The following is a 16,587-nucleotide window of genomic DNA, read 5'->3' on the forward strand; positions in this document are numbered from 1 at the left end:
GGTTTTAGGGCGGACTTTGAAGAAGACATCAAATGTCTGACTGAATACAAAGCGCATGCGAGCCGTCCCTAGACGGTAAGCGCATGGGTTTTGCTGAGAACGATCAAGCGCATAAGGGCTTCTGACGGATGCCTTGGCATTGAGAGGCGATGAAGGACGTGGCACGCTGCGATAAGAGCCGGGGAGGCGCGAGCACCCTTTGATCCGGCTATCTCCGAATGGGGAAACCCACCTTTATGGTCACTCCACTTGTTTCCAGCTTCGGCTGGATGCGTAGTGGGTTGGTCAGAAGAGGTATAATGGGCTGAATACATAGGCTCCATTAAGCAAACCCAGGGAACTGAAACATCTCAGTACCTGGAGGAAAGGACATCAACCGAGACTCCCGTAGTAGTGGCGAGCGAACCGGGACCAGGCCAGTGCTGTCGTGACATAAAGCTGAACGACTTGGAAAAGTCGGCCATAGTGGGTGAGAGCCCCGTAAGCGTCAAACAGCGACAGACTCGAGTAGGGCGGGACACGTGAAATCCTGTCTGAACATGGGGGGACCACCCTCCAAGCCTAAGTACTCCTCAATGACCGATAGTGAACAAGTACCGTGAGGGAAAGGTGAAAAGCACCCCGACAAGGGGAGTGAAACAGATCCTGAAATCGGAAGCCTACAAGCAGTCGGAGCCACCGAGCGTGGTGACGGCGTACCTTTTGTATAATGGGTCAGCGACTTCATGTGCCGTGCAAGCTTAAGCCGTTAGGTGTAGGCGCAGCGAAAGCGAGTCTGAATAGGGCGAATAAGTACGTCGCATGACGACCCGAAACCAGGTGATCTATCCATGAGCAGGTTGAAGGTAAGGTAACACTTACTGGAGGACCGAACCGGTGAATGTTGAAAAATTCTCGGATGACTTGTGGATAGGGGTGAAAGGCCAATCAAACCTGGACATAGCTGGTTCTCCGCGAAAACTATTTAGGTAGTGCCTCGGACGTATTCCTTGGGGGGTAGAGCACTGAATGGATGCGGGGGGAGCGATCTCTACCAATTCTAATCAAACTCCGAATACCCAAGAGAACTATCCGGGAGACACACGGCGGGTGCTAACGTCCGTCGTGAAAAGGGAAACAACCCTAACCATCATCTAAGGCCCCCAAGTTCTGGCTAAGTGGGAAACGATGTGGGTTTGCTTTGACAACCAGGATGTTGGCTTAGAAGCAGCCATCATTTAAAGAAAGCGTAACAGCTCACTGGTCAAGCGAACCTGCGCGGAAAATGTAACGGGGCTCAAGCCAGACGCCGAAGGTATGGGTGTGCAGTTTACTGCACGCGGTAGCGGAGCGTTCCGTAAGCCGTTGAAGGTGAGGCGTGAGCCTTGCTGGAGGTATCGGAAGTGAGAATGCTGACATGAGTAGCGATAAAGAGTGTGAGAGACACTCTCGCCGAAAGCCCAAGGGTTCCTGCGTAAAGCTAATCTGCGCAGGGTTAGTCGGCCCCTAAGGCGAGGCCGAAAGGCGTAGTCGATGGGAATCAGGTGAATATTCCTGAACCAGTTGGAAGTGACGGATCTGGTAAATTGTCTGGGCTTATTGGATTGTTCTGGGCAGTGAACAGGTCCCTGGAAATAACTCCAACGGAGACCGTACCCGAAACCGACACAGGTGGGCAGGTAGAGTATACCAAGGCGCTTGAGAGAACCATGCTGAAGGAACTCGGCAAATTGCACGCGTAACTTCGGGATAAGCGTGACTCTGCTTTGGGCAACCAGAGTAGAGTGGCACAGGCCAGGGGGTAGCGACTGTTTATCAAAAACACAGGGCTCTGCGAAGCCGTAAGGCGACGTATAGGGTCTGACGCCTGCCCGGTGCCTGAAGGTTAAAGGGAGTTGTGCAAGCAGCGAACTGAAGCCCAGGTAAACGGCGGCCGTAACTATAACGGTCCTAAGGTAGCGAAATTCCTTGTCGGGTAAGTTCCGACCTGCACGAATGGCGTAACGACTTCCCCACTGTCTCCAGCATGGGCTCAGCGAAATTGAATTCCCCGTGAAGATGCGGGGTTCCCGCGGTCAGACGGAAAGACCCTATGAACCTTTACTGCAGCTTCGCCTTGGCGTTAGCAACAACATGTGTAGGATAGGTGGGAGGCTATGAAACCGGGGCGCCAGTCTCGGTGGAGCCATCCTTGAAATACCACCCTTATTGTTGTTGACGTCTAACCGCGGTCCGTTATCCGGATCCGGGACATGGCGTGGCGGGCAGTTTGACTGGGGCGGTCGCCTCCCAAAGTGTAACGGAGGCGCGCGATGGTGGGCTCAGACCGGTCGGAAATCGGTCGTCGAGTGCAATGGCATAAGCCCGCCTGACTGCGAGACTGACAAGTCGAGCAGAGACGAAAGTCGGCCATAGTGATCCGGTGGTCCTGCGTGGAAGGGCCATCGCTCAACGAATAAAAGGTACTCTAGGGATAACAGGCTGATTTTGCCCAAGAGTCCATATCGACGGCAAAGTTTGGCACCTCGATGTCGGCTCATCACATCCTGGGGCTGGAGCAGGTCCCAAGGGTTCGGCTGTTCGCCGATTAAAGTGGTACGTGAGCTGGGTTCAGAACGTCGTGAGACAGTTTGGTCCCTATCTGCCGTGGGTGTACGAGACTTGAGAGGATCTGTCCCTAGTACGAGAGGACCGGGATGGACACACCTCTGGTGGACCTGTCATGGCGCCAGCTGTGCAGCAGGGTAGCTAAGTGTGGACTAGATAACCGCTGAAAGCATCTAAGCGGGAAACTAACCTCAAAACAAGGTCTCGCTGAGAGCCGTGGAAGACCACCACGTTGATAGGCCAGGTGTGGAAGCGCTGTGAGGCGTGTAGCTTACTGGTACTAATAGCTCGATAGGCTTGATCGTTCTTCAGCCAAACCTATGCAAATGCTCTTTGTAGAGCTCAGACATACGATGTCTTCTTCGACTTGATATTACCGGTGCGCCTTACCGCGCGCCGCATGCATCCTTTTTGCTGACCTGGTGGCTATGCCGGGGGTTCCCCACCCGATCCCATTCCGAACTCGGTCGTTAAGTCCCCCTGGGCCAATGGTACTTCGTCTCAAGGCGCGGGAGAGTAGGTCGCCGCCAGGTCCGCTAAAAGGATGCTCCATCAAGTCGATATCTTCAAAGTCCCCCTACCTCACGATCACCAACTACCAACTTCGCCGCGGGGTGGAGCAGCCCGGTAGCTCGTCAGGCTCATAACCTGAAGGTCACAGGTTCAAATCCTGTCCCCGCACCCAAGATATGGAACGGCCTCCTTCGGGAGGCCGTTTTCGTTTGTGCCGCGCGCAACGGCCGCCAAACGCAAACGGCGCGCACCTTTCGATGCGCGCCGTGCAACTCTTCCCCAACGTTCAGGCGATGGAGATCAGCTCGCGACCTCAAAGGCGGCCTCTGTCTTGGCCTTGACCTCATCGACCGTAACGCCGGGGGCCAGTTCGATCAGCCGCACGGGCGTCTTGCCGCGATTGATCTCGAACACGCCCAACTCGGTGATCAGCAGATCCACCACCCCTGCGCCGGTCAGCGGCAGGGAGCAGGCCGTGAGCAGCTTGGGCGCGCCCGACTTTTCACAGTGATCCATCACGACCACCACGCGCTTGACGCCGGCGACCAGATCCATCGCCCCGCCCATGCCCTTGACCATCTTGCCGGGCACCATCCAGTTGGCCAGGTCGCCGGCCTGCGACACCTGCATGCCGCCCAGGATCGACAGGGCGATATGGCCGCCGCGGATCATGGCGAAGCTGTCGGCTGACGAGAAGTACGAGCTGGAGTCCAGCTCGGTGATCGTCTGCTTGCCGGCATTGATCAGGTCGGCGTCTTCCTCGCCCTCGAACGGGAAGGGGCCCATGCCCAGCATGCCGTTCTCGCTCTGCAGCGTGACGCTCATGCCCTCGGGGATGTAGTTGGCCACCAGGGTCGGGATGCCGATGCCCAGGTTCACATAGAAGCCGTCGCGCAGTTCCTTTGCCGCGCGGGCGGCCATGTCGTCACGGGTCCAGGCCATCAAACGGCTTCCTTGGTCGTTTGTTCTCTGGGGCGCGTGGTGACGCGCTCGATGCGCTTTTCGAATGTTGCGCCCTCCACCACCCGGTCGACATAGATGCCGGGGGTGTGAATGTTGTCCTTGTCGAGCGCGCCGATAGCGACGATCTCCTCGACCTCGACCACGGTGGCCTTGCCGGCCGTGGCCATCATCGGATTGAAATTGCGGGCGGTCTTCCGATAGACGAGGTTGCCCTCGGCGTCGGCCTTCCAGGCCTTGACGATCGACAGGTCAGCGGTCAGGCCGCGCTCCATCACATAGAGCTCGCCGTCGAACGCGCGGACTTCCTTGCCTTCGGCGACCAGGGTTCCGACACCGGTCTTGGTGAAGAAGGCCGGAATGCCCGCGCCGCCGGCGCGAATGCGTTCGGCCAGGGTGCCCTGCGGATTGAACTCCAGTTCCAGCTCGCCGCTGAGGTACAGCTGTTCGAACAGCTTGTTCTCCCCCACATAGGACGAGATCATCTTCTTGATCTGGCGGTTCTCCAGCAGGATCCCCAGGCCAAAGCCATCGATGCCGCAATTGTTGGAGACGACCGTGAGGTCCTTCACCCCCGTCTCGCGGATCGCCGCGATCAGGTTTTCCGGAATGCCGCAGAGGCCGAAGCCTCCGGCCATGATGGTCATGCCGTCGAACAGCAGCCCTGAAAGGGCCTCGACCGCATCTGTCTGCACCTTGTCGACCATGGATCCTCCGCCACCAGCCTTTGGCATGCCGATGTTTGGCGAAGGGTCTCGCCCGGCGACCAAAGAAATTCAACCCTTGATGAATAAAAATCCGACACTGGGAGACGCCGCTTGAACGCTCACGACACCAGAGGCGAGGCTAGCACCGCCTCCGCCGGGCCCGCCACCTCTGGTGTGCTGCTGGTTCTGGCCCACCCCGCGCTTGAACGGTCTCGCGCCAATCGGGCCTTGGCCAAGGCGGCCAAGGGTCTTTCCGGCGTCACCTATCGCGACCTCTATGAGACCTATCCCGACTTCGCGATCGATATCGAGGCCGAACAGGCTTCGCTGCTGGCCCATGACGTGATCGCCCTGCAGTTCCCGCTGTACTGGTACTCAACGCCGGCCCTGCTGAAGGAGTGGCTGGACCTGGTCTGGCTGCACGGCTTTGCCTATGGCGAGGACGGCAGGGCCCTGGTCGGCAAGCGCCTGTTCGTCGCTTGCACCACGGGGGCCAGCGCCAAGGCCTATCATGCCCAGGGCTATAATCGCTTCACGATGGACGAGTTTCTCAGGCCGCTGGAGCAGACCGCCCACCTGTGCGGCATGGTCTGGGAGACGCCCTTCGTCGTGCATGGCGCGGCGGTCAAGGACGACGCGGCGCTGAAGGCCGAGGCCGAGCGCTACAAGGCGCGGGTCGCCTCGCTTCTCCTCAAGACAGTGGAGGTCTGAGCCATGCAATCCTTCCTCACCCAGACCCTGTTCTATCTCGGCGCGGCCGTGATTTCGGTGCCCATCGCCAAGCGGCTGGGTCTGGGGTCGGTGCTGGGCTACCTGATCGCCGGCGTCATCATCGGCCCCCACGCCCTGTCGCTGATCGGCGCCCAGGCCGACGTCATGCAGTTCGCCGAGTTCGGCGTGGTCATCCTGCTGTTCCTGATCGGCCTGGAGGTTCAGCCCTCCACCCTGTGGGACATGCGCAAGGCGATCTTCGGCTTTGGCGGCGCGCAGGTGGTCGTCACCTCGGCCGTCATCGCCGGCGTTTCGATGCTGCTGGGCCTGCCCTGGCAGACCGCCCTGGCGGTCGGCATGGTGCTGGCCATGTCGTCCACGGCCATCGTGTTGCAGACCCTGGACGAGAAGGGCCTGAGGCAAGGGCCGGTCGGTCGCGCCGCCTTCGGGATCCTGCTCCTGCAGGACCTGGCGGTGATCCCGATGTTCGCCCTGCTGCCGCTGCTGGCCACCATCGCGCCGCCTGTGCATGGCGAAGCCGGCGGCCATGCCGTCAGCCTGGTCTCGCATCTGCCGATCTGGGCCCAGGGCCTGTCTGTCCTGGCCGCCGTCGGCGCCGTGGTCGGTGGCGGGCGCTATCTGGTTCGGCCGCTGTTCCGCTTTATCGCCAAAGCCCGCCTGCGCGAGATCTTCACCGCTTCGGCCCTGCTGATCGTGGTGGGGGTGGCCAGCCTGATGCAGATGGTCGGACTGTCGCCGGCGCTCGGGGCGTTCCTGGCAGGGGTGGTGCTGGCCGAGAGCGAGTTCCGCCGCGAGCTGGAGACCGACATCGAGCCCTTCCGGGGCCTGCTGCTGGGCCTGTTCTTCATCACCGTCGGCGCGGGCGTCGACCTGCCGCTGATCGCCACCCAGCCCCTGACCCTGATCGGGCTGGTGTTGGGTCTCATGGTGCTGAAGTTCCTGGTCATGCTGGGTTTGGCGCGGTTGTTTGGCGCGCCCCTGCGCGGCGCGGCCGCCGTGGCTACGGCCCTGGCCCAGGGCGGGGAGTTTGCCTTCGTGCTGCTGACCTTCACCGTCGGGGCCGGCGTGATCGGCGCCACACTGGCGGCCCTGCTGACCGCTGCGGTCGCCGTTTCAATGGCCCTGACGCCGCTGGCCATGATCCTGTATGAGCGCGTCGCCGCCGCCCTGGACGCGGCCATTCCCGACGTCACGCCCGATACGGGCGATTTCGATGATGGCGAGCCGGAGATCATCATCGCCGGCTTTGGCCGTTTCGGTCAGATCACCGGCCGCCTGCTGACCGCCAATGGCTTTCGCTCGACGGTTCTGGACAGCGATATCGAGCAGATCGACCTGCTGCGCCGCTTTGGCCGCCGAGTGCATTACGGCGACGCCACGCGCATGGACCTGTTGCGCGCGGCGGGCATCGAGCGGGCCAAGATGCTGATCGTGGCCCTGGACGATCGCGAAAAGACGGTCGAGCTGGTCGAAACCGCTCGCAAGGCCTTTCCCGACCTGGTGATCCTGGCCCGGGCCTGGGATCGTCGCCACGCCTACGACCTGCTGGCCAATGGCGCCGACGCAGTCGAGCGCGAGACCTTCGAGTCCGCCCTGGCCCTGGGCCAGACGGCCTTGCAGAAGCTGGGCTTCCGCGCCCACCGCGCCCACCGCGCCGCCTCGTTCTTCCGGCGTCACGACCGGCGCACCTTCGAGGAGCTGCGTCCGATGTGGGGCGAGGAAGAGGCCTATATCCTGGCGTCGCGCGACGCCGCCAAGACCATGGATCGCCTGCTGGCGGCCGACATGTCGCGCCTGCGTCCGGGCGACGCCGGCGGGGCGTGGGATACGGCCAGCCTGGAGCAGGAGCTGCGGGAGCGGGCGGAAAAGGAAGGGGCGGAGTAGCTCAAATCCTCCCCCTAGCGGGGGAGGTGTCGCCGGAGGCGACGGAGGGGGAAGTGCTGGTGACTCATTGCGATCTTCCCCCACCGGCCTTCGGCCGCCTCCCCCTTCAGGGGGAGGCCTTGTGGCAGCCGGCCCGACTACGTGATCGGGCGCAGAACGATCTCGACCCGGCGGTTCTGGCTGCGGCCCTCGGCCGTGCCGTTGTCGGCGACCGGCTGGCGTTCGCCCATGCCGGCCACGAAGACGCGGTCGCCCAGGACCCGGCCGGCGCCGACCAGATAGCTGGCCACCGAGCTGGCCCGGCGCTCTGACAGGGTCTGGTTATAGGCGTCAGGACCGCTGCTGTCGGCGTGGCCGACCACGTCGATGGTGGTCTGGGGATAGGCGTTCAGGGTGCGGGCCACGTCGTCGAGCACGCGGGTGAACTGCGGCTGCACGTCCGACTGGTCGACGGCGAAGGTCACGTCGCTGGGCATGACCAGCACGATCTGGTCGCCGTTGCGGCGGATCATGACGCCTGAGCCTTCCAGGCTGCGACGGAAGTCAGCCTGCTGACGGTCCATGTAGTTGCCGACCGCGCCGCCGGCCAGGGCGCCGATGCCCGCGCCGATCAGGGCGTTCTTGCGACCCTGCTCGCCCGAATTGGTGTTGGTCAGATAGCCCAGCACCGCGCCGACCCCGGCCCCGCTCAGCACGCCCGTGCCGGTGTTGTTGCGCACTGGCATGCCGGTATAGGGGTCGGTAGTGGTGCAGGCGGTCAGGGCGGCGGCGCCCATCAGCAGCGCAATAAGCGCAGTCTTCTTCATCGTCATGGCTGTCGTCTTCCGTGTCCAAGTCCGGTGCGTGTGGTCACGCTTGATCATCGAGAACGCAAACGCCTCGCTCAGGGTCAAGTTCCATCCTGCGACATGACCCGACGATGAACGGGTCTTCGTTCCGGACAGTTCCCGGTGTAGTAAGCCCCGACTTACTAACTTCCAAGGTTTAGCCCTGTGTCCACGTCCGCGATCGAACCGGTCTCCTTCACGCTCTACAGCAAAGACTTCGAGGGCTTCTCCCAGGCGCTGGGCGCCTCGTTCGAGCGCTACGGTTTCGCCGTGCTGTCGGAGTATGACCTGGATCAGGTCCGCATCGACGCGGCCATCTCGGACGCCAAGGCCTTTTTCGCCCTGCCGGTCGACATCAAGACGCACTATGCCGGCATCAAGGGCGGCGCGCGCGGCTATATCCCGTTCGGCGTCGAGACCGCCAAGGGCGCCACGCACCATGACCTGAAGGAGTTCTGGCACATGGGCCGCGACCTGCCGGCCGGTCACCGGTTCCGCGCCACCATGGCCGACAATGTCTGGCCGGCCGAAATTCCGGCCTTCAAGCATGACGTGTCGTGGTTCTACGGCGCGCTGGACGCCATGGGCGGCAAGGTGCTGGAGGCGATCGCCGTCTATCTGAAGCTGGACAGAAGTTTCTTCAAGCCGACCATCGAGAACGGCAACAGCGTCCTGCGCCTGCTGCACTATCCGCCGATCCCGATCGACGCCACGGGCGTGCGGGCCGGCGCGCACGGCGACATCAACACCATCACCCTGCTGATGGGCGCCGAGGAGGGCGGTCTGGAGCTGCTGGACCGCAATGGCGACTGGCTGCCGATCAACCCGCCGCCGGGCTGCATCGTCGTCAATATCGGCGACATGCTGGAACGCCTGACCAACCACGTCCTGCCCTCGACGATCCACCGCGTGCAGAACCCGCCGCCCGAACGCCGTCACATCCCGCGCTACTCGACGCCGTTCTTCCTGCACTTTGCGCCGGACTACGAGATCAAGACCCTGCCGGGCTGCGTCACGCCGGAAAACCCGGACCGCTATCCGGAGTCGATCACCGCTGATGAGTTCCTCCAGCAGCGGCTGCGCGAGATCAAGCTGGCCTAGCTGGCGTACTCTTCCCCCTCAGGGGGCGGGCTATTGCCTATGGCCAAGAACGGTTGTCATCCCGGACGAGCGCGCAGCGCGAAGATCCGGGACCGACGCCTGAGCGCCGCGTTCCAGGTCGGTCCCGGATCGGCGCCCGGCTTCGCCAGGCTTGTCCGGGATGACAACTTTTTCTGGGCGCAAACTCATATGCGATAGCCCTGCCCGCTAGGGGGGAGGGCCGTGCAGTTACTTCGAGATACGCAGGTTCTGGATCGAGCCGGCGATGGTGTTGAAGACTTCGGTCAATTGCGCCGCGTCGGTGACGTCATAATACTTGTCCGTGCTGGTGGCGCAGGCTTCCAACACGCTCCGGGAGTGGCTCGAGACACCCACGCCGATTGAATAGATGATCACGCCCTTGGCCTTGGCATTGGCGCAGACCTTGGACTGGCGGCTGTCCATCGCGTCGCGCCTTTGCGTGCTACTAGACCCGGCGTCCAGAGCGACGTTTGAGCTGTTCTTCAACCGCTTCTGCCAGACATAGCCATAGCCGCTATAGGTGGAGTCATTGGGGTTGCTGCTTTCGCTCATGACGTTGTCGCCGTCGGTGAGCAGGACCATGATCTTGCTGACGTTCTTGGTCCCGTAGGCCTGGCCGTCGGCGAACGGGGCGTTGGGAGAGACCGCGTGCCAGCCCCACATGGCGCCCATGGCGACGTTGGTGTTACCGGTCGCCACCATCTTGTCGAGCTTGGCCTTGACCAGGTTGGCGTTGGTGCTGGAGCGAACATTGGTCAGGCGCATCACGTCGGTGATGCCACAGCCTTTGTTGGGTCCGCCGTCATCGTCATCAGCACTGCCGGTCAGGTGGCTGGTGTCGTACTTCTGGACATTGCCTTGGCGAACGAACCAGCTGTTGGAGGTGGTCTCGTCATCGGTGATGTAGTTGTTGCTGGACGTATAATAGGTGGTTCCCCGCCAAGAGCTGCCTGACGGCACCGCATTGGCGTCGGGTTCGTCGGGCGCGAAGAACGGGACGAACATCGTCGCCTTGTTGGAATTGGTCGGCGCGGTGTCGGCGATGTCGTAAGGGTCGGGGCGACTCTCAATACAGCCTGTCCAGCTCAACTTCATCTTGTTGAACAGAGCAAAGCGCTCGGTGTTGGTGTCAAATATGTCATCGCCGTAGGCCGTGGGCAGCGTGCCGGTGATCCAGTTGGCGTTCTGAAAAGTCGACCCTACGTTCACCGTCATCGAAAACGGCACGACTGCGATCTTGACCGCGTCCGTGTCCGACGCGCGGGCTGCGGCCCCGCTGAGTACATCGACCAGCGACTTTGAAGCGTCGATCAAGGCGTCGATCTTCTTGCCGCCCGAGCCCAGATCATAGTCCATCGAGCCGGTGTTATCGAGCACCAGGGCCACTTCCAGCTTGTTGACCGAGCGCTGCACTTCGGAGCTGGCGGTCACGGTAGAATTGCCGTTGGTCCACAGGTTGGAGATGATCGGCGTGACGGTCACCGACGCCGCGCCGATAACCTTGTTGCCTGTGCCAGAGGTGAAGGTGGTGTTGGCAGCCGTCAGGGTCAGGCCCAGGCCGGCCATCTCGGCGGCGAAGGCTGCGTCGCCGACCGTATCGAGCCCCGCATCGGTGGTCGCCGTCGAGCGGGCGGCCATCAGGGTGGCGGCGTCCAGGGCGTCCTGCAACTGGCGGCGCTGCACGCTGATCCGGTTCATGTCCAGCAGGCCAAAGGCCAGGATGGAGATCGGCAGGGCCAGAAAGGCGAACTGCACGGCCACCGCGCCGCGCTCGTCGCCGCGCAAGTGCTTGAAAAGGCCGGCCGAAGCGCGCTTTCGGAAATGGAGCACTGCGGCCATCCTGCAACGATTTACCCAAAGTGGGTTAAACTGGTGAACAGTTGGCAAACTTTGATGGTGACCTGGAAACTTGCCTGGCCGCTGCGGGCATCCCTTGAGGCTCCGAACACGCCCCATCGGACGCGTTGGGATTTGCTCGTGCGGATCCTGCCCTAGATCTATTTCGCGATATAAAGACTACGTAGGGCGTCCGCGATATCCTGGAAGGCTTTCAGAAGATTGGCAGTGTCTGTGGCGTCGAAATAATGGCTTTCATCGGTGGCGCAGGTTTTTAAAATATTCTTGATGCCGGTGTCGGTGACATTGAAGGCAACGGTGAACACCTCAATTTTCTGGGCCTTGATGTTGGCGCAGAGTTCAGCCGTATAGGTGTTGGCCTGGGTTGCCGGGCTGCTGGGGTTGGGCGACGGCGAGACGTCGTGTCGCCCATTGCCGGCGTTCATCAGCTTGGAGTTCGCGCCGTCGGTCATCAGCACCATGGCCTTGCGCGGCTTGCGGTTCAGACCCGTGCTGTCATAGGCGGCGGCGTCGGTCAGGGGCTGGGCTGCGGACAGCATGTTGAAGCCCCAGGCCAGGCCGGACGGAATATAGGTGTCGCCGGTGGCGGTCAGCGCCGTGATCGCCGCCTTGACCGTCGACACCGTGCTGGTCAGGCGCGTGAAGGGCGTCGCACAGGTCAGGTTCATGAAACCGGGATAGACCCGCAGCGGGTCGGTATCATTGACGTTCTTGGGATAGGCGGGCGAGCCGACGCAGCCGTAGAACTTGTAGGTGTTGGTGGTCACCTTGTCAGCCGTACAGGTGGTCACCGGCGTGATCGGCGTCGTGACACAATTGATCGACCGGCTGCAGGTTGAGGAATAGGGCACGCCGTCGGTGTATTTGGTGCAGGCATAGGTCTGGGTCTGGCAGGTGGTCTTGGTAGAGACCGTTGTGCAGGTCCCCTTGGTGGTGGTCGTCGTGGTGTAGTCGGCCGGAACGTTGATCCAGCTCTGGTTGCGGTTGGCGATGCCGACATTGACGTACTGGCCGAATGGCACGACGCCGATCTTCACATTGGCAGCGCTATCGGCCGTGAGCTTGTCGACCAACGAGGTCGCGGCGGTTTTCAGGGTCGTCAGCTTGGCGCCGGCCATTGAGCCGGTGGTGTCCAGCACCATGACCAGTTCGACCGGCGCGTCCTGGCCCCGCTTCACCGTCGTCTGCGCCGTTACGGAGACGTCGGCATTGGTCCAGAGATTGGCGATGATCGGCTTCAGGTCGGACTTTACCGTGCCGATGACCGAATTGTCCGCGCCGCCCTTGAAGGTCGAGTCGCTGGCGGCAACGGTGATGCCAAGCCCGGCAATCTCCGCCGCAAAGGCGGCGTCGCCGATGGTGTCGATCTGGGCGTCGGTGGTGGCGTTGGCCCGGGCGGCGAAAAGGGTCGAGGCATCCAGGGCGTCTTGCAACTGCTGGCGTTGGATACTCACCCTATTCATGTCCAGCAGGCCAAAGCCAAGCAGGGCGATCGGCAGGGCCAGAAAGGCGAACTGCACCGCGACCGCGCCGCTTTGGCTGGCCCGCAGGCGACGGCCGAGCCGGCGAAGGGCGTCGCGCGGCGACGGGAAAAGGCAGCGTTGACCGCTCATGGCGAATATCCCGACGGATTGACTCGGTCAGCTATGCCCCGATGTTCGTATACAATCCGCCAACATTGAGCCGACCCCGGCCCAGGGCAGCTTCGACAAGCGCGTCGCCGAGCGCTAAACAGCGCCCATGCCGTTCACCGCCACCGTCATGACCATGTTCCCTGAGGCCTTTCCCGGCCCGCTCGGCGTCTCGATGATCGGGACCGCCTGGAAGGAAGAAGACCTGTGGCGATTGGAAACACTGGACATTCGGCCCTTTTCCAAGGATAAGCGCGGCTTCCTCGACGACACCCCTGCGGGTGGCGGCGCGGGAGCGGTACTCAAAGCGGACGTCATCGCCGCCGCGCTGGATAGCGTGGAGGTCGGTGGGCGGCCGCTTTTGTACATGAGCGCCCGGGGTCGGCCCCTGACCCAGGCGCGTGTTCGACAGTGGAGCGAGGCGCCCGGGATCATCGTCCTGTGCGGCCGTTTCGAGGGGGTGGACCAGCGGGTGCTCGACGCCCGGGGGTTCGAGGAGGTCTCGGTCGGAGACGCGGTGCTCGCCGGTGGCGAGGCGGCGGCGATGGTCGTGATCGAGGCGTGTGTTCGACTTGCCCCGGGGGTTCTGGGGAACATCGAGAGCACGCTGGAAGAAAGCTTCGAGGACGGTCTCCTCGAGCATCCGCAATATACGCGACCGCGGACGTTCGAAGGACTGGATATCCCCGAGGTGCTGCTGTCTGGCGATCACAAGCGGATCAACCAGTGGCGCAACAGTATGCGTGAAGAGACGACACGCGAGCGGCGGCCCGATCTTTGGGAAGCGCATCTCGCCAATCAACAGGCAAAAGGCGGCCCGACCAAGGGTAAGCCCAAAGGAGACTGAGACCATGGCGATCAACATCATCAAGCAACTCGAGCAGGAAGAATCTGCGCGTCTGCTGGCCGTCCGGGCGATCCCCGACTTCCAGGCCGGCGACACCCTGCGCGTCAACGTGAAGATCAAGGAAGGCGAGCGCGAACGCGTTCAGGCCTACGAGGGCGTCTGCATCGCCCGCTCGGGCGCCGGCATCCATGAGAGCTTCACGGTCCGCAAGATCTCGTTCGGCGAAGGCGTGGAGCGTCTGTTCCCGCTGCTGTCGCCCAACATCGAAAGCATCGAAGTCAAGCGTCGCGGCGTCGTCCGTCGCGCCAAGCTCTACTACCTGCGCGACCGTCGCGGTAAGTCGGCGCGCATCGCCGAACGCCAGACGATCCGCAAGGAAAAGGGCGCCGCCGAATAGGCTGCCCTTCCTGCGACCTGAACGAGGCCCCGGTGGAAACGCCGGGGCCTTTTTCTTTGCCTCGTTTTCTGTCCCGGTCTCGACCCATCTGGGCGAGATCGCTCTTTAGTGCGGTCGCACGCTTCTTGACAGAACCCGTCTTTGGGCTGACCGTCGTGTTACCCCCACCGCTCAGGCGACGGGGTTTCAGACCGCTCCCTTCCAGGGTGTGGCCGGTTTCAAGGACCTCAGGTCTCGAAACCAAATGACAACAGGGCGCGCTCCCATGTCTCACGCGAGCGGGGCGCGCCCATTCTTGTTCTGCGACGTCGCCAGTCGGCCACGCCCGGCAAGAAATTGTCGCCAGCCCGGCCCGGGACTGGATTTTCACGCATGATCCGCCCTATATCCCCGCCATGTCCGGCAAAACCCTTTACGACAAGATCTGGGACGCCCACGTCGTCAGCGAGGCTGATGGTGAAGCGATCCTCTATATCGACCTGCACCTGATCCACGAGGTGACCACCCCGCAGGCCTTCGCCGGCCTGCGCGCGGCCGGTCGCAAGGTTCGCCGTCCCGACCGCACCCTGGCCGTGGCCGATCACAATATCCCCACCGAGGGCCAGGCCCTGGGGGTCGACGCTGTCGCCGACGAAGAGGCCCGCCTGCAGCTGCAGACCCTGGCCCGCAACGTCAAGGACAACGGCATCGAGTTCTTCCCGATGGGCGACATCCGCAACGGCATCGTCCACGTGGTCGGTCCCGAGCAGGGCCGCACCCAGCCGGGCATGACCATCGTCTGCGGCGACAGCCACACCTCGACCCACGGCGCCTTCGGGGCCCTGGCCCACGGCATCGGCACGTCGGAAGTCGAGCACGTCCTGGCCACCCAGACCCTGCGCCAGAAGAAGTCCAGCAACATGCTGGTCCGCGTCGACGGCCAGCTAGGCCCCGGCGTCACCGGCAAGGACATCGCCCTGGCCGTGATCGGCGAGATCGGCACCGCCGGCGGCACCGGCTATGTCATCGAGTTCGCCGGCGAGGCCATCTCGGCCCTGTCGATGGAAGGCCGCATGACCCTGTGCAACCTGACCATCGAGGGCGGCGCCAAGGCCGGTCTGATCGCGCCCGATGAGAAGACCTACGCCTATATCCAGGGCAAGCCCGCCGCCCCCAAGGGCGCGGCCTGGCAGATGGCCCAAAATCACTGGAAGAGCTTCTTCAGCGATCCCGACGCCGTCTTCGACCGCACCGTGACGATCGACGCCTCGACCCTGGTCCCGATGGTCACCTGGGGCACCAGCCCCGAGGACGTGATCCCGGTGACCGGCAATGTGCCCGACCCCGAAAGCTTCGCCACCCCCGACAAGCGCGCCGCCGCCCACCGGGCCCTGGACTATATGGGCCTGACCGCCGGCCAGCCGATCAGTGAGGCGCGTATCGACCGCGTCTTCATCGGCTCCTGCACCAACAGCCGGATCGAAGACATGCGCGCCGCCGCCGCCGTGGTGCAGGAAGCCTTCCTGCACGGCCGGCTGGTCGCCGACCACGTCACGGCCATGGTCGTGCCGGGCTCGGGCCTGGTCAAGGAACAGGCCGAGGAAGAGGGCCTGGACGCCATCTTCAAGGCTGCGGGCTTTGACTGGCGTGAGCCGGGCTGCTCGATGTGCCTGGCCATGAACCCCGACAAGCTGGAGCCGGGCGAGCGCTGCGCCTCGACCAGCAACCGCAATTTCGAAGGCCGCCAGGGCCGCGCCGGCCGCACCCACCTGGTCTCGCCGGCCATGGCGGCGGCGGCGGCCATCGCCGGCCATCTGGTCGATGTGCGCACCTTCCTCGAGGAGACCGTCTGATGCAGGCCTTCACCCGCCTCGACGGCCGCGCGGTCCCGCTGTCGCTGGCCAATATCGACACCGACCAGATCATCCCCAAACAGTTCCTGAAAACCGTGGAGCGCGAGGGGCTGGCCAAGGGCCTGTTCTACGACTTCCGCTTCGACGGCGAGGGCAAGCCGATCGACGACTTCGTCCTGAACCGGCCGGAGTACAAGGGCGCCAGCGTGATGATCGCCGGCGACAATTTCGGCTGCGGCTCGTCGCGCGAGCACGCCCCCTGGGCGCTGATGGACTTCGGGATCATGTGCGTGATCTCGACCAGCTTCGCCGACATCTTCAACAACAACTGCTTCAACAACGGCCTGCTGCCGGTGGTGCTGGCGCCCGAGGAGATCGCCGTCCTGATGGACGAGGCCAAGGGCGGCAACCACATGGTCAGCATCGACCTCGAGGCCCAGACCGTGATCTCGCCCTCGGGCAAGACCTTCGCCTTCCAGATCGATCCGGTGCGCAAGGACAAGATGCTGCGCGGCCTGGACTTCATCGGCGAGACGATGATGCACGGCGCCGACATCGACCAGTATGAGAGCAAGCGGGCGATCAGCGAGCCCTGGCTGGAAGTGTAGCACTCTTCCCTCCCCCTTGGATGGGGGAGGGGCAGGGGTGGGGGTGACACCGCCGGCGGGCCTCGGCTCGGCTGCGCTACATCC

General features: G+C 63.0%; 12 protein-coding genes, 1 tRNA gene and 2 rRNA genes. 10 read left to right on the plus strand and 5 right to left on the minus strand.

Features of this window, described 5'->3' with window-relative positions:
* Positions 1-101 precede the first annotated feature (101 nt).
* From ACN2C8_RS00360 to ACN2C8_RS00370, 3 genes are all read left to right on the plus strand, one after another.
* Positions 102-2,891 (plus strand): 23S ribosomal RNA (locus tag ACN2C8_RS00360).
* A gap of 113 nt (positions 2,892-3,004) precedes the next feature.
* Positions 3,005-3,119, plus strand: a 5S ribosomal RNA gene (gene rrf, locus ACN2C8_RS00365).
* Between the two features lie 75 nt (positions 3,120-3,194).
* Positions 3,195-3,271: transfer RNA gene (locus tag ACN2C8_RS00370), tRNA-Met, on the plus strand.
* 128 nt (positions 3,272-3,399) lie between these two features.
* Here the strand turns inward: ACN2C8_RS00370 and ACN2C8_RS00375 are convergent.
* Together ACN2C8_RS00375 and ACN2C8_RS00380 are read right to left on the minus strand one after the other, a co-directional pair.
* Positions 3,400-4,041, minus strand: coding sequence for a 3-oxoacid CoA-transferase subunit B (locus tag ACN2C8_RS00375; RefSeq protein WP_419253744.1), 642 nt, complete (start codon positions 4,039-4,041; stop codon positions 3,400-3,402).
* Positions 4,041-4,766 carry a CoA transferase subunit A gene (locus ACN2C8_RS00380; RefSeq protein ID WP_419253746.1) on the minus strand — a complete coding sequence of 242 codons (726 nt, stop codon included), beginning with the start codon at positions 4,764-4,766 and terminating at the stop codon, positions 4,041-4,043. The genes ACN2C8_RS00375 and ACN2C8_RS00380 overlap by 1 nt, the downstream gene beginning before the upstream one ends.
* Positions 4,767-4,877: 111 nt before the next feature.
* Here ACN2C8_RS00380 and ACN2C8_RS00385 point away from each other — a divergent pair, with 111 nt between their 5' ends.
* Both ACN2C8_RS00385 and ACN2C8_RS00390 read left to right on the plus strand, forming a co-directional pair.
* The gene (locus tag ACN2C8_RS00385) at positions 4,878-5,477 is read left to right on the plus strand and encodes an NAD(P)H-dependent oxidoreductase (protein WP_419253747.1); all 600 of its coding nucleotides are present in this window, start codon (positions 4,878-4,880) and stop codon (positions 5,475-5,477) included.
* Between the two features lie 3 nt (positions 5,478-5,480).
* A complete protein-coding gene (locus tag ACN2C8_RS00390) occupies positions 5,481-7,382 on the plus strand; it encodes a monovalent cation:proton antiporter-2 (CPA2) family protein (protein WP_419253749.1) in 1,902 nt (633 codons plus the stop codon).
* Positions 7,383-7,519: 137 nt separating this feature from the next.
* Here the strand turns inward: ACN2C8_RS00390 and ACN2C8_RS00395 are convergent, their stop codons facing one another.
* On the minus strand, positions 7,520-8,194 hold the full coding sequence (locus ACN2C8_RS00395; protein ID WP_419253750.1) for an OmpA family protein: 675 nt from the start codon (positions 8,192-8,194) through the stop codon (positions 7,520-7,522).
* Between the two features lie 180 nt (positions 8,195-8,374).
* Between ACN2C8_RS00395 and ACN2C8_RS00400 the strand changes: the two genes are divergently transcribed.
* Positions 8,375-9,310 (plus strand): isopenicillin N synthase family dioxygenase, encoded by a 936-nt coding sequence (locus ACN2C8_RS00400; RefSeq protein ID WP_419253752.1) that lies wholly within the window; start codon positions 8,375-8,377, stop codon positions 9,308-9,310.
* Positions 9,311-9,538: 228 nt separating this feature from the next.
* On the opposite strand, the gene ACN2C8_RS00405 is transcribed toward ACN2C8_RS00400, so the two are convergent.
* A complete protein-coding gene (locus ACN2C8_RS00405) occupies positions 9,539-11,161 on the minus strand; it encodes a pilus assembly protein TadG-related protein (protein ID WP_419253754.1) in 1,623 nt (540 codons plus the stop codon).
* Positions 11,162-11,328: 167 nt separating this feature from the next.
* Positions 11,329-12,801, minus strand: coding sequence for a hypothetical protein (locus tag ACN2C8_RS00410; protein WP_419253756.1), 1,473 nt, complete (start codon positions 12,799-12,801; stop codon positions 11,329-11,331).
* A 127-nt stretch (positions 12,802-12,928) separates the two neighbouring features.
* Between ACN2C8_RS00410 and trmD the strand changes: the two genes are divergently transcribed.
* From trmD to leuD, 4 genes are all read left to right on the plus strand, one after another.
* Positions 12,929-13,666, plus strand: a complete 738-nt coding sequence (gene trmD / locus ACN2C8_RS00415; RefSeq protein ID WP_419253758.1) for a tRNA (guanosine(37)-N1)-methyltransferase TrmD — start codon at positions 12,929-12,931, stop codon at positions 13,664-13,666.
* 4 nt (positions 13,667-13,670) lie between these two features.
* Positions 13,671-14,063 (plus strand): 50S ribosomal protein L19, encoded by a 393-nt coding sequence (rplS, locus tag ACN2C8_RS00420; RefSeq protein WP_419253760.1) that lies wholly within the window; start codon positions 13,671-13,673, stop codon positions 14,061-14,063.
* Positions 14,064-14,458: 395 nt separating this feature from the next.
* Positions 14,459-15,895, plus strand: a complete 1,437-nt coding sequence (leuC, locus tag ACN2C8_RS00425; protein WP_419253762.1) for a 3-isopropylmalate dehydratase large subunit — start codon at positions 14,459-14,461, stop codon at positions 15,893-15,895.
* Entirely contained in the window at positions 15,895-16,503 is a 609-nt protein-coding gene (gene leuD / locus ACN2C8_RS00430) for a 3-isopropylmalate dehydratase small subunit (RefSeq protein ID WP_419253763.1), read from the plus strand. The genes leuC and leuD overlap by 1 nt, the downstream gene beginning before the upstream one ends.
* Positions 16,504-16,587 lie beyond the last annotated feature (84 nt).

This window comes from Caulobacter sp. ErkDOM-C (assembly GCF_048541825.1).
Taxonomy (GTDB): domain Bacteria; phylum Pseudomonadota; class Alphaproteobacteria; order Caulobacterales; family Caulobacteraceae; genus Caulobacter.

Excerpts from the sequence above, each read along its gene's own strand:
- ACN2C8_RS00410 (WP_419253756.1), bottom strand. The coding sequence starts at position 12,801 with ATGAGCGGTCAACGCTGCCTTTTCCCGTCGCCGCGCGACGCCCTTCGC.
- trmD (WP_419253758.1), top strand. The coding sequence starts at position 12,929 with ATGCCGTTCACCGCCACCGTCATGACCATGTTCCCTGAGGCCTTTCCC.
- ACN2C8_RS00375 (WP_419253744.1), bottom strand. The coding sequence starts at position 4,041 with ATGGCCTGGACCCGTGACGACATGGCCGCCCGCGCGGCAAAGGAACTG.
- ACN2C8_RS00390 (WP_419253749.1), top strand. The coding sequence starts at position 5,481 with ATGCAATCCTTCCTCACCCAGACCCTGTTCTATCTCGGCGCGGCCGTG.
- leuD (WP_419253763.1), top strand. The coding sequence starts at position 15,895 with ATGCAGGCCTTCACCCGCCTCGACGGCCGCGCGGTCCCGCTGTCGCTG.
- leuC (WP_419253762.1), top strand. The coding sequence starts at position 14,459 with ATGTCCGGCAAAACCCTTTACGACAAGATCTGGGACGCCCACGTCGTC.
- rplS (WP_419253760.1), top strand. The coding sequence starts at position 13,671 with ATGGCGATCAACATCATCAAGCAACTCGAGCAGGAAGAATCTGCGCGT.
- ACN2C8_RS00395 (WP_419253750.1), bottom strand. The coding sequence starts at position 8,194 with ATGACGATGAAGAAGACTGCGCTTATTGCGCTGCTGATGGGCGCCGCC.
- ACN2C8_RS00380 (WP_419253746.1), bottom strand. The coding sequence starts at position 4,766 with ATGGTCGACAAGGTGCAGACAGATGCGGTCGAGGCCCTTTCAGGGCTG.